Genomic DNA, 12,767 nt, shown 5'->3' with positions numbered 1-12,767 from the left:
GAGCTTGTCGAAGGGCCGCCCTTTTCTTTCAGCGTTGCGGAAAAACGGTGCTTCGACAAGCTCAGCACGAGCGGATTGAGTATAGCGATGTGAGTCAGATGCCCGGAAGGTCGAGGCCCATGTCGCGCGCGCAGGCGATTGCGTCGGGATAGCCCGCATCGGCGTGACGCATCACGCCCGTACCTGGATCGTTCCACAGCGCGCGCTCGATCCGCTTTGCCGCTTCGGGCGTGCCGTCGGCGACGATCACCATGCCGGCGTGCTGCGAATAACCCATCCCGACGCCGCCGCCATGGTGGAGCGACACCCAGGTTGCGCCAGACGCGGTGTTGAGCAGCGCGTTGAGGAGCGGCCAATCCGAAACGGCGTCCGACCCGTCGCGCATCGCCTCGGTCTCGCGGTTCGGCGAGGCGACCGATCCCGAATCGAGATGGTCGCGGCCGATCACGAGGGGGGCTTGCAGCTCGCCCGACGCGACCATCTCGTTGAACGCAAGGCCGAGCCGATGGCGGTCGCCGAGCCCGACCCAGCAAATCCGCGCTGGCAGGCCCTGGAACCGAATGCGCTCGCGCGCCATGTCGAGCCAGTTGTGCAAGTGCGCATTGTCGGGAAGCAGCTCCTTCACTTTGGCATCGGTCTTGTAAATATCCTCGGGATCGCCCGACAGCGCCGCCCAGCGGAACGGGCCGATGCCGCGGCAGAAGAGCGGGCGGACATAGGCGGGGACGAAGCCCGGAAAGTCGAAAGCGTTTTCGACGCCCTCATCCTTCGCCATCTGACGGATATTATTGCCATAATCAGTCGTCGGTACGCCCGACGCCTGCATATCGAGCATCGCCCGGACATGCACCGCCATCGATGTCTTGGCGGCTCTAGCGACCGCAGCGGGATCGCTCTCACGCTTCGCAAACCATTGATCGAGGGTCCAGCCGGCGGGGAGGTAGCCGTTCACCGGGTCGTGCGCCGAGGTCTGATCGGTGAGCAGGTCGGGGCGGATGCCGCGGCCGACCATTTCGGGCAGGATCTCGGCGGCGTTGCTGAGCAGGCCGACCGATACCGGCTTTCCTTGCGCATGACTCGCTTCGATCATCGCCAGCGCCTCGTCGATGCTGCCCGCCTGCCTGTCGAGATAGCCGGTGCGCAGGCGCATTTCGATACGGCTCGGCTGGCACTCGATCGCGAGACAGCTTGCACCAGCCATCACCGCTGCGAGCGGCTGCGCGCCGCCCATGCCGCCGAGCCCGGCGGTGAGCAGCCAGCGGCCCTTGAGGTCGCCGCCATAATGCTGGCGGCCCATTTCGACGAAGGTTTCGTAGGTACCCTGAACGATGCCCTGGCTGCCGATATAGATCCAGCTGCCCGCGGTCATCTGACCGTACATCATGAGGCCCTTTTTATCGAGCTCATGGAAATGATCCCAATTCGCCCATTGGGGGACGAGGTTCGAATTGGCGAGCAGCACGCGCGGGGCGTTCTCGTGGGTCCGGAACACGCCGACCGGCTTGCCCGACTGGATGAGCAAGGTTTCGTCATTCTCCAGCCGCTTCAGCGTCTCGACGATCCGGTCATAGCTTTCCCAGTCGCGCGCCGCTCGGCCGATGCCGCCGTAAACGACCAGCTCGTGCGGCGCCTCGGCGACATCGGGGTGCAGGTTGTTCATCAGCATCCGCATCGGCGCTTCGGTGAGCCAGCTCCTTGCGGTGATTTGGGGGCCGGTCGCCGGCCGGATCACACGGCCGTTGTCGAGACGAGTCATGAACGTCCTTTCGCAAAATCGAGGGTCGCAGCGATCACTTGCTCCAGCACGGGCCGGATCGCGGTATGGAGGTCGAGGGGGGAGGGCCAGTTGGCGTGGGTGATCGCGTCGGGTTCGGCCATATAACCGCGCTGCGCGAGTTCCATCTGGATCGCGTGAACGCCATCGTCGGGGCGGCCGTAATGGCGCGTCGTCCAGCCGCCCTTAAAGCGGCCGTTGACGACATGGCTGTGGCCGCTCGCGGCGCAGATATTCGCGACAATCGTTTCGAGTTCGGGGGCCGCGGTCGCGCCGCCATTGGTGCCGATGTTGAATTGCGGCAATTCGCCGTCGATCAGGCGCGGGACATGGCTGCGGATCGAATGCGCGTCGTAAAGGACGACCTTGCCATGCGCCGCCCGCAGCCGGTCGAGTTCGGCGGTCAGCGTGTCGTGATAGGGGCGGTGATAGAGGTTGAGCCGCTGCACGATCTCGGCCTCGTCGGGCGGGTCGAAACGGTAAAGCGGCTCACCATCGAAGGTCGTCGTCGGGCACAGCTCGGTCGTCGCCTGTCCGGGATAGAGCGAGGCGCCCGACGGGTCGCGGTTCATGTCGATCACGCTGCGCGAGATGTCGGTCGCCACCAGCGTCGCTCCCATGTCGGCGGCGAAGGCGTAGAGGTCAGCGATCCACCAGTCGGTGTCGATCTGCGCGTGCCAGGGCGACACGAACTGCTCGTCGAGCCCCGCAAGACCTGTGCCGCCGTGCGGGAAGGCGATGACGAGCGGCGCGTCGCCGCGGTGGACGCGCAGCCAGTCCATCAGCCGACGCCCGGCAGGCTGGCGGGAACCGCGGCAACCAGGCTGCCCGAATGGATCAGCGCGGTCGCGGCTTCCATGTCGGGATGGAAATGCCGGTCGTCCTCAAGCGTCGGAACGGCGGCGCGGAGATGCTGGTGCGCGGCCTCCAGCGCGTCGCTTGATTTGAGCGGGGCGTGGAAGTCGATGCCCTGGCACGCCGCGAGCAGCTCGATGCCGATCACCGCGCTGGCGTTGTCGGCCATGTCGAGCAGGCGGCGCGCGCCATGCGCGGCCATCGACACATGGTCTTCCTGATTGGCGCTGGTCGGGATCGAATCGACGCTCGCAGGATAGGCGCGCTGCTTGTTTTCGCTGACCAGCGCGGCGGCGGTGACCTGCGGGATCATGAAGCCCGAGTTGAGCCCGGGGCGCGGGGTGAGGAAAGCGGGGAGGCCCGACAGCGCCGGATCGACGAGCATCGCAATGCGGCGCTCGGCAATCGAGCCGATTTCGCAGAGCGCTAATCCGATCATGTCGGCGGCAAAGGCGACGGGTTCGGCATGGAAATTGCCTCCCGAGAGCGCCTCATCGGTGTCGGCGAAGATCAGCGGATTGTCCGACACGCCATTCGCCTCGACGCCGAGTGTCGTTCCCGCCTGCCGCAGCAGATCGAGCACGGCGCCCATCACCTGCGGCTGACAACGCAGGCAGTAAGGATCCTGTACACGCGGATCGTCGACCGCGTGCGACGCGCGGATCGCCGATCCCGCCATCAGCGCGCGCAGGGCATCGCCGACCGCGCGCTGTCCGGCGTGGCCGCGCAGCGCGTGGATGCGCGCATCGAACGGCGCGTCGGAGCCCTTAGCCGCCTCGGTCGACAGCGCACCCGTGATCAGCGCCGACTGGAACAGGGTCTCGGCGCGGAACAGGCCCGCGAGCGCATTGGCGGTCGAAAACTGCGTGCCATTGAGTAAGGCGAGCCCTTCCTTCGGGCCGAGGTCGAGGGGCGCGAGGCCCGCCTGCGCCAGCGCCTCAGCGGCGGGCAGCGCCTTGCCGCCGACCTCGATTTCGCCGACGCCGATCATCGCCGCAGCCATGTGCGACAGCGGGGCGAGGTCGCCGCTCGCACCGACCGATCCCTGCGACGGCACAACAGGGGTCAGGCCTTTCGCGAGCATCGTTTCGAGCATCGCGACCGTCTCGCGCCGCACGCCCGATGCGCCGACGCCAAAGCTCGCGAGCTTCAATGCCATCATCAGCCGGACGACGGGAACGGGCGACGGCGCGCCGGTGCCCGCGGCATGGCTAAGCACGATGTTGCGCTGGAGCGTCGCCAGATCGTCGCTCGCGATCCGGACGCTCGCCAGCTTTCCGAAACCGGTGTTGATGCCGTAGACGGGCGCGCCCTTGGCGACGATGCGCGCCACGGCTGCCGCGCTCGCATCGATCGCATCCCACGCGCCGACGTCCAGCTTGGCGCTGGCGCCTTCGTAAATCGCGCGCCAGTCGGCGAGCGTCATGGCGCCGGCGTTGATGATCATCGTCCGTCCTTGATGCGTTGGTGAAGCGGGTTGAAGCCGATGCGATAGACGAGCTCGGCGGGGTCGCCGACGTCCCAGATCGCGAGGTCGCACGCCTTGCCGGTTTCGAGCGTACCGATCTCGTGCGACAGGCCGAGCGCGGCGGCGGCGTTGACCGTCACGCCGCGCAGCGCCTCGACCACCGTCAGCCCGAACAGGGTCGCGCCCATGTTGAGCATCAGCAACAGCGAGCTCGTCGGCGAGGTGCCGGGGTTGTTGTCGGTCGCGAGCGCGATGCGCACGCCGTGGCGGCGCATCGCGTTCACCGGCGGCAGTTTCGTCTCGCGCATGAAATAATAGGCGCCGGGGAGGAGCACCGCGACCGTACCCGCCTCCGCCATCGACCGGACGTCCTCGTCGGTCGCATGTTCGAGATGGTCGGCCGACAGCGCGCCGTGCCGCGCCGCGAGTGCGCTGCCGTGGAGCGCCGACAGTTGCTCGGCGTGAACCTTGACCTTGAGCCCATGTGCCTGCGCGGCGGCAAAGACCCGCTCGCATTGCGCTGGCGAAAAGCCGATGCCTTCGCAGAAGGCATCGACCGCGGTGGCGAGCGGCGCAGCGGCGGGAATCATCTCCGCCACAACGAGGTCGATATAGGCGTCGCTGTCGCCCTTATATTCGGGGGGCAGCGCGTGCGCGCCGAGGAAGGTCGGCTCGACGCGGATCGCGCGATGCTCGCCGAGCGCCCGCGCGGCGCGCAGCATCTTCAATTCATCGTCGGTCGAGAGGCCGTAACCCGACTTGATCTCGATCGTCGTGACCCCCTCGGCAATCAGCGCGTCGAGGCGGGGGAGGGCGCTTGCGACCAGTTCGGCCTCGCTCGCGTCGCGCGTTGCGCGCATCGTCGAGACGATCCCGCCGCCCGCGCGCGCGATCTCCTCATAGCTCGCACCTTCGAGCCGCATCGCCCATTCGTTCGCGCGGTTGCCGCCGTGGACCAGATGCGTGTGGCAGTCGATCAGGCCGGGGGTGATCAGCCGTCCCCCGCAGTCATGCACCGCACCTTGCGTTGCAGGCGCACCGTCGGCGGCGCCCGCATAGACGATCCGGCCATCCCTTGCCGCCACCACGCCATCGTCGATCAGGCCGAGGTCGTCCCCGGCCATTGTCGCGAGTCGGGCGTTCGTCCAGCTTCTCTCCATCTGGACAGTCTCGCGCCGCTGCGTCATTATGTCTAGACATAATATGAGGACGGATGATGGCTTCGCTCTGGTTCGAACGCGCGTGGATCGGCAATCGGTGGCAGCACCACGTGCGCCTGAAGATCGCGGACGGGAAGATTTTTGCGCTTGAAACCGATGTCGATGCGGCGCCCGGCGACGAGCGTCATTGCACAGGCATTCCTGGTCTGTGCAACGTCCACAGCCACGGTTTTCAGCGGGGTATGGCGGGGCTGTCCGAACGCCGCAGCCGCTCCGACGATAATTTCTGGAGCTGGCGCGAGATCATGTATCGCTTCCTCGACCGGCTGACGCCCGAGGATGTCGCGGCGATCACCGCGCAGGCCTACGCCGAAATGCTCGAGGGCGGCTTCACCCGCGTCGGCGAATTTCACTATCTCCACCATGACCCGGCGGGCGCACCCTATGCCGACAGGGCCGAAATGGCGGCGGCGATTGTCGAGGCAAGCGCGGCAACGGGCATCGGCCTGACGCTGCTGCCGGTCTTTTACGCGCACGGCAATTTCGGCGCCGTGCCGCCGAGCGCCGGACAACGCCGCTTCCTCAATGACCTCGACGGCTTTGCCGCGCTGCTCGACTCCGCGCGCGCGAAGCTCGTCGGCGATGCCAATATCGGCATTGCGCCGCATTCGCTCCGCGCGGTGACGCCCGATGAACTGGCGGCGCTGCTGGAGCTGTCGCCCACCGGCCCGGTCCATATCCACGCCGCCGAACAGGAAAAGGAAGTCGCCGACTGTGTGACATGGAGCGGCGCGCGGCCGGTCGAGTGGCTGCTCGACCACGCCGGGGTCGACGAACGCTGGTGCCTGATCCACTCGACGCACCTCGACGACAGCGAAGCCCAGCACCTCGCGGCGAGCGGCGCGGTGGCGGGGCTGTGCCCGGTCACCGAAGCCAACCTCGGCGACGGCATCTTTCCGGCGGTCGATTATCTGACGGCGGGTGGCCGTTTCGGGGTTGGCACCGACAGCAATATATTGATCGACGCGGCGGGCGAATTGCGCGCGCTCGAATATTCGCAGCGGCTGGCGCAGCGCGCGCGGGCGCTGCTGGCGAATGACGCCGCGCCCTTCGTCGGTGCCAACCTGTTCGGCCGCGCGATCGTCGGCGGTGCGCAGGCGCTGGGCGTGTCCCCGGGGCTCACGGCCGGCCATGCCGCCGACATCGTGTCGCTCGACCTCGACCATTCTTCCTTCGCCGGAGCCGACGATGCGACCCTGCTCGACCGCTGGATCTTCGCCGCGCGCGGCGGGGCGATCGATTGCGTGTGGCGCGCGGGCGAAAAGCGCGTTGAGAAGGGACGCCATCTTGCCGCCGACGCCATCGCCGCTGCCTATCGCGCTTGTCTCGACCGGCTGCTCGCATGAACCCCGCGCGGCGTATTCGCGACGAAATTGCCACCGCGATCCGTTCGGGCGAGTGGCGCCCCGGCGACCGTGTGCCGACCGAACAGGAACTCGCCGCGCGCTATGGTTGCGCGCGCGCGACGGTCAGCAAGGCGCTCGGCGAACTCGCGGCCTCGGGACTGGTCGAGCGCCGGCGCAAGGCGGGCACGTTCGTGGCGCACCCGCCCGTCCATTCGGCGGTGATGACGGTGCCCGACCTCGCCGAACTGATCGCGGCGCGCGGTGAGGCCTATCGCTGGGCGCTGAAAACGACGCGGATCGAAGCCGATGGCGATCCATTGTGCCCTGGCCCCACGCTGCGCGTCGAGGGTGTCCATTTTGCGGCGGGCGAACCCTTCGCCCTCGAAACGCGCTTCATCGCGCTCGGCGAAGTGCCCGATGCCGCACATGCCGACTTCCGGGCCGAGGCGCCAGGCACCTGGCTGCTCGGCCATATTCCGTGGACCGAGGCGCGCCACGTCATCCGCGCGGTAACGCCGGCGCGGGGCGAGGCGGCGCAGCTCGGCCTCGGCACACGCGCCGCCTGCCTCGAACTCGACCGCACGACCTGGCGCGCGGGGCGCGTCGTGACGCATGTCCGGCAATTGTTCCGCGGCGACCGTTTCGACCTTGTTGCCGAATTCAACGCGGGCGCGTGAAGCGACCTGCCGACCCTTCGGCGTTACAAATCGTCACGATCGCCAACACTCGCGCTACAAGGCGGTGCGATAGTCGGTCGGCAACATGGCGAAGGAGGCTGGAAAATTGGCAGATGTGGGCGATGTAACGCGCGTGATGTCCGAAAAGGGCGCGCTGGTTCCGGGCAAGCGGGTGAAGCTCGACTTTGGCGATGAAGGGATCATCATGCTCGACGGGCGCGACAATGTGATCAACAACGAAGACGGCCCGGCCGACGCGACGATCCGCGTGTCGTTGGCCAATTTTCTGGCGATGGCCGACGGCAAGCTCAACGGCGCGATGGCGTTCATGCAGGGCAAGCTGAAGGTCGATGGCGACATGACAGTCGCGCTGCAGTTTCAGTCGGTCACCGCGAAAATGCGGGCGTGACCCGAACGGGTTTGGCCGGACGATCGCTTGACCGTCCGGCTGACCAAACTCCTCCGGCTGACCATTCCCTGGTGCCGATGCGGCGGGCCCAAAAAGCCCGCCGCCTTTTTTTATCGCGGAATATGCGCCAGATCGGCGCGCAGGATATTCGCGCAATGCATGAAGATCGCTTCGCCGCCGCCCAGATTGGGCAGGTTCGCAAGCGCTTCGATGATGCGGCACTGCGTCGGATTGCTCGTCCAGTCGGGAACGGTCCACTCGATGCTGGCGCTGCCGACGCGCGCCGCGTGAATCTCGAACTCCTGCGGGAACAGGACGGGATGGCTGAGCGCCGCGCCCGGTGCGCCGACGTTGGGGATATGGCGCCAGCCGAACCAGTTGGTCGTCGCATTATCGCGCTTTATCGCATCGAGCGCTTCGCCTTCCAGCGTCTCGCTTACCCCCATGATGACGCGCGCAAAGCGCGATCCTTCGAGATGGGCGTTCGCCGACAGGATGGTTGCGGGAAATTCGCGCAGATTGTCGATGCTGGCGAAAAGTTTCGGGACGCCCTGAACATCGCGGCCCATCAGGATCGGCGCGGTCTTGTTTTCCCACACGACCAGCCCGAAGACCCCTTCGATGGGCCCCCCGGTGCCTTCGAAGACGACGGGAACGTTGACCGCGAGCAGGTTGTAATCGGCGCCCGCCAGCCAGTCGACGCGGCGGTTGTTGATGAGCGATATCATCAGCTTCGGCTCGGCGAGCCGGAAGGGCGGAGGAAGCAGTGCGGCCAGCGCGTCGCCGTCGGTCTGGTAGGTGAAAGTCAGATTGCTCGTATCATGATAGTGCGCGGGCGGCAGCGGATAGGGAAGGCCGCCGAAAAACGGGGGCATCAGGCGGACCGTGTCGTCGTCGAACGGCCCCTGGACCAGAATGTCGCGATCGAATGCGGACATGAAAAACTCCTTTGCGGTGATGATTACCGATCGGGAGTTTTCGCGCGCGCAGCGTCGCCGCACCATGATCTGACAGGTAAGGAAATGTCAGCCGGCGGCAGTGGGGTCGTCGAACAACAGTCCGAAGAGGAGCGGGCGGGCGCACAGTTCGGCCACGTCAACCACGATGCCTTCGGGAATGAAGCGGTTGATTTCTTCGGCGGCGTTGATGCCCGCGGCGATCGCCTGCGCGGCGAGAAGCGCGTCGACCGGCCGGCCGCAGCCGGCGGCAATCGCGTCGGTGACGAGCGAGGCGAGGTGCAGCGTGATGCGGTTCCATTCGGCCAGCATCTGAAGGCGCGTATCCATGGGCAGCGCGGTCAGCGCGGTGTCGCGCAGGAAAGGACCGTGCTCGCCGACCTGAAAGGCGATCAGCGCGGCGACGGTGGTGTGAAGGCGGCGCTTCGGATCGTCGCTGATCGCCGCCACGTCGCCGATCACGCCCCACATCTGGGCAAAGGAGCGCTCGAAGCAGGCGAGCAGCAACGCATCCTTCGATTCGAAGTGATGATAGATTGCACCCTTGGTCTGCTGCATTTCGGCGGCGATGCGATCGACCGAGGCGCCGTGATAGCCCAGCTGGTTGATGAGGCGCGTCGCGGTGCGGAAAAATTCCGGCCGATCGCCGTCCGAATGATCGCGGCTGGCGACGCGCGCGGCGTCGCGGCTCCATTCGCTTTCCCACTTGGGTTCGCCGCGGCTGATGCCCCCCAGAACGATGTCGGTCATCCGGCGCGCGACGCCAAGGTGATCGGAGGGCGCGTAGTTGGGAAGCCAGGCCGCCGACCAGAAAAGCTGGACGAGCATCAGCTGCGCACGCGGCACGGTGCGGTAAATATGGGGCGCTTCGCTGTCGGAGCGCTCGATCAGCGCCGCGGCCTCGTGGAGCATCTCGCGATAACGTTCGACGGCGCGCGTCTGATACGCATCCTCCAGCGCGCGAATGTCGCTGAGGATCGCGAGCGGCGGCAGTTTTTCGGTAATCGCGGCCGAGGCCCTGTCGATGTAGCGCGCGATCAGGGAGGTGACGCGCTCGCGCGGGGAGGGGGATTCCGAGGCGCCCGCGATCATGCCGCGATAGGCGTCGATCGCAGCGTCGAAACAGCGTTCGGCCAGATCTTCCTTGCGGCGGAAATAATAGGTCAGATTGGCTTTGCTCATCCCGGCCTTCGCCGCGACGTCGGCCATGACCAGTCCGCGCACCCCATGTTCGTTGAGTTCCGCACTGGCGATCGCCACCAGCTCGTCGCGCCGCCGGTCGTGCTTGCGCGGCGTATAACGCGTGGGCCGGGAGCTTCGCGCCGGGGCGGGTGTGCGCCTCGCGGCGGCAGGGTTTTCGATCAACGTGGCCATCATCAGTCCTGTGGCGCCGTACCATACTGCCCGACCGGACATTGGCAAGTCGGGCGTTGCGCCAGGGCGCGCCGACAGTGTGAGACATACTTGAAGTAAAAAAATTGTTGACGCCGGGTCGGTCCGTCGCATAGCCACACCGTGAAGAAACAGAGTCGCGGCAGGGGGCCTTTTGCCTCCGGCAAGCTGCGCGCTGAGATGGGGAGGATTGAGCATGGATCGACGGTTTGGCGCTTGTCTGGCAGGCAGCCTGTTCGGCCTGGGGCTGGCATCATTGGCAACGCCCGCGCTGGCGCAGTCGGAAAGCGGCGCCAGCACCGCCGGCGACGCCGAAATCTTGGTCACCGCGCGGCGGCGTGCCGAAAGCCTCTCCGACGTGCCCGCCGCGATAACCGCGCTGGGCGAGGCTGAGCGCGAACTGCTCGTCCTCGACGACGTCGACGATTATCTCCGCCAGGTTCCGAGCGCGACGCTCGTCACCTCGGGCCCCGATTTCCTCAACGACATCACGATCCGCGGGCAGGGCGGTGGGCGCCTTGGCTTTTCGGAAACCGCGACCGGCATTTTCCGCGACGGCGTGTTCAGCGCGGGCGGTGGTTTCGGCGGGCGCACGCTCAGCCGGATGGACCTGTTCGACATGGAGCGGATCGAGATTTTGCGCGGGCCGCAGGGCGCGCTGTTCGGCCGCAATTCGGTCGGCGGTGCGATCAACATCATTTCGAACCGTCCCGAAAGCGAACTCGGCGGCCAGTTGATGGCGCGCTATTCCGATCCCGAAAAGGTCGAGATCGAGGGCGTGCTCAACGTGCCGCTCGGTGCCCACGCCGGTGTGCGGGTCGGCGGGGTTTACAGCGACCAGAATGATGGTTTCATCACCAATCTCGACACTGGCAAAGCCATCGACACGCAGAATTTCAAGGGCGTCCGCGTCAGCGCGATGGCCGAGCCCGCCGACTGGCTGCGTTTCGACCTGCGTTTCGAACATTACAACAGCCTGTCGCCGTCCTTTACCGCGATCGGGCAGCGCGTTTCGCGGCTTGATAACAGGCCGCTTGACCCGTCCCCCTATGAGCGGGTCGAGCTGAACACGATCGGTTATGCCAGGATCAAGGACAGCACGGTCCAGTTTGCGGCCGACGCCAACCTGGCTTTTGCGGATCTGTCGGTTCGTGTGCTGCACGGTGTGCGTGACGGCGGTCGCTCCGGCGACGATGGCGACCATTTCGACGGCGTGACTGGTATCGACGTCGCGCCCGGCACCCCGCAGCTCTTCCTCGATTACAGCGGCGGCCAGACCGAACGCTATCGCCGTACCGGCGGGCAAATCTATCTCGCCTCGCCCAAGGGATCGGCGGTTTCATGGCTGATCGGCGCCGAAGTGCTCGACACCGACAGCGACGTTTCGTCGTCCCCCGACAACTGCCCCGCATATACGGGCGCAGCGCAGCAACAGCGGTCGGGTTGCATCGTGGGGGCGGCGGGTGCCTTTCTACCGGCGACCTCTCCGGCATCGGTCCTTTCCAACGCGGCCCGGACCACCGCGCGCCTGTCGATGCGCAAGGATGATTTCAGCGAGCGGCTGACCTCCTTCTCGATCTTCGGCTCGCTGGAATTTCCGATCGCAGAACGCTTGACCTTTGGCGCCGAGATGCGTGCGCAGTTCGACCGCAAGCGGTTTGACTTTCAGCGCTATTCGCTCGACCCGCTCGTTTATTTCGGCACCGGACCCGTGCCTGCAGGTCTGATGGCGCCCGTCGTGGTCGACCCCGACGGTGCCGGGCCGCTGCCCGCCGCGCCGGCGCAATTCTGTCCGCCGACGCTTAAAGCGCCCGCGTGCGCGCCTGGCCTCGAAACGGTTCGGATCGATGCCGAGCGTAAATGGTCGTTCGTCACGCCCGCGGCGACGTTGCGCTGGGAACCGTCGGCGGGACAGAATATCTATCTGCGCTTTGCGACCGGCTATCGGCCGGGCGGCTTCAACACCGCGCTGCTCGCTGGCGCGACGCGCCAGGCGCTGGAAACGCTGCTGCTCTATGATCCCGAATATGCCTATTCGGGCGAAATTGGCTGGAAAGGATCGCTTTTCGGCGGTTTCCTCAAAGCCGAAGCGGCGCTTTTCTACGAGCTGACCACCGACGTCCAGGTCGCGACGATCACCGCGGCCGCGGCGCGCGGCTTCCTGCTCGTCAATGCAGGCGATGCGCATACTTATGGCTTCGAAGCCACGGTGAGCCGTCGGCAGCCGATCGGCGCGGGCGATCTGATCGCAAGCGTGAGCTTCTCGACTCAGGACGGCAAGTTCCACGATGGTTCGAAGGTCCCGGCGAACGGCGAGATCGTCGACATCAGCGGAAATGAAGTGCCGCGGCTGCGCGACTATCAGGTCGGGCTGAACCTTGCCTATCAGCATCCGATCGGCAGCGGGCTCGACGGCTTCATCAGCGGCAGCGTGCAGCTCGCCGACGGTGGATTGCAGAACCCGTTCGCGACGCAGGATTATGAAGGCTATGCGCTTGTCGATGGGCGTATCGGCGTTCGCAACGAAAAATGGCGGCTCACGGCTTTCGTCAAGAACCTCACCGACAAGCGCTATCTGCTGAACGAGATCGGCGGAAACGCCTATTGGAGTCAGGGGCGCGTGATCGGTCTCGATGCGATGGTGAAGTTTTGATCCCCTTCTCGCAGCCG

Annotated in this window: 10 protein-coding genes; 4 read left to right on the top strand and 6 right to left on the bottom strand. The window is 66.2% G+C overall.

Translation table 11 applies throughout. The features are described from left to right. Window positions 1-94 precede the first annotated feature (94 nt). The 4 genes from hutU to hutI are packed head-to-tail and all read right to left on the bottom strand — an operon-like array spanning window position 95 to window position 5,284. Complete coding sequence (hutU, locus tag VSX77_RS03630; protein ID WP_338426306.1) at window positions 95-1,756, bottom strand: urocanate hydratase; 1,662 nt, start codon at window positions 1,754-1,756, stop codon at window positions 95-97. Beyond that, window positions 1,753-2,556 carry an N-formylglutamate deformylase gene (hutG, locus tag VSX77_RS03625; protein WP_338426305.1) on the bottom strand — a complete coding sequence of 268 codons (804 nt, stop codon included), beginning with the start codon at window positions 2,554-2,556 and terminating at the stop codon, window positions 1,753-1,755. The genes hutU and hutG overlap by 4 nt, the downstream gene beginning before the upstream one ends. Next, entirely contained in the window at window positions 2,556-4,076 is a 1,521-nt protein-coding gene (gene hutH / locus VSX77_RS03620) for a histidine ammonia-lyase (protein WP_338426304.1), read from the bottom strand. Before hutH ends, hutG begins: the two co-directional genes overlap by 1 nt. After that, a complete protein-coding gene (hutI, locus tag VSX77_RS03615) occupies window positions 4,073-5,284 on the bottom strand; it encodes an imidazolonepropionase (protein ID WP_338426303.1) in 1,212 nt (403 codons plus the stop codon). Before hutI ends, hutH begins: the two co-directional genes overlap by 4 nt. Window positions 5,285-5,313: 29 nt before the next feature. Between hutI and VSX77_RS03610 the strand changes: the two genes are divergently transcribed. From VSX77_RS03610 to VSX77_RS03600, 3 genes are all read left to right on the top strand, one after another. Further along, window positions 5,314-6,663, top strand: a complete 1,350-nt coding sequence (locus tag VSX77_RS03610; protein WP_338427205.1) for a formimidoylglutamate deiminase — start codon at window positions 5,314-5,316, stop codon at window positions 6,661-6,663. Further along, entirely contained in the window at window positions 6,660-7,340 is a 681-nt protein-coding gene (locus tag VSX77_RS03605) for a UTRA domain-containing protein (RefSeq protein WP_338426302.1), read from the top strand. Before VSX77_RS03610 ends, VSX77_RS03605 begins: the two co-directional genes overlap by 4 nt. A gap of 115 nt (window positions 7,341-7,455) precedes the next feature. Further along, window positions 7,456-7,749 (top strand): SCP2 sterol-binding domain-containing protein, encoded by a 294-nt coding sequence (locus tag VSX77_RS03600; protein WP_338427204.1) that lies wholly within the window; start codon window positions 7,456-7,458, stop codon window positions 7,747-7,749. A gap of 110 nt (window positions 7,750-7,859) precedes the next feature. Here VSX77_RS03600 and VSX77_RS03595 read toward each other — a convergent pair whose 3' ends face one another. Both VSX77_RS03595 and VSX77_RS03590 read right to left on the bottom strand, forming a co-directional pair. After that, window positions 7,860-8,687, bottom strand: coding sequence for an acetoacetate decarboxylase family protein (locus VSX77_RS03595; protein WP_338426301.1), 828 nt, complete (start codon window positions 8,685-8,687; stop codon window positions 7,860-7,862). Between the two features lie 87 nt (window positions 8,688-8,774). Continuing rightward, the gene (locus tag VSX77_RS03590) at window positions 8,775-10,079 is read right to left on the bottom strand and encodes a TetR/AcrR family transcriptional regulator (RefSeq protein WP_338426300.1); all 1,305 of its coding nucleotides are present in this window, start codon (window positions 10,077-10,079) and stop codon (window positions 8,775-8,777) included. A 214-nt stretch (window positions 10,080-10,293) separates the two neighbouring features. Here VSX77_RS03590 and VSX77_RS03585 point away from each other — a divergent pair, with 214 nt between their 5' ends. Further along, entirely contained in the window at window positions 10,294-12,750 is a 2,457-nt protein-coding gene (locus VSX77_RS03585) for a TonB-dependent receptor (RefSeq protein WP_338426299.1), read from the top strand. Window positions 12,751-12,767: the final 17 nt, after the last annotated feature.

The sequence above is a fragment of the Sphingopyxis sp. TUF1 genome (assembly GCF_036687315.1).
Taxonomy (GTDB): domain Bacteria; phylum Pseudomonadota; class Alphaproteobacteria; order Sphingomonadales; family Sphingomonadaceae; genus Sphingopyxis; species Sphingopyxis kveilinensis.
This window is presented reverse-complemented; position numbering and strand designations above follow the sequence as displayed.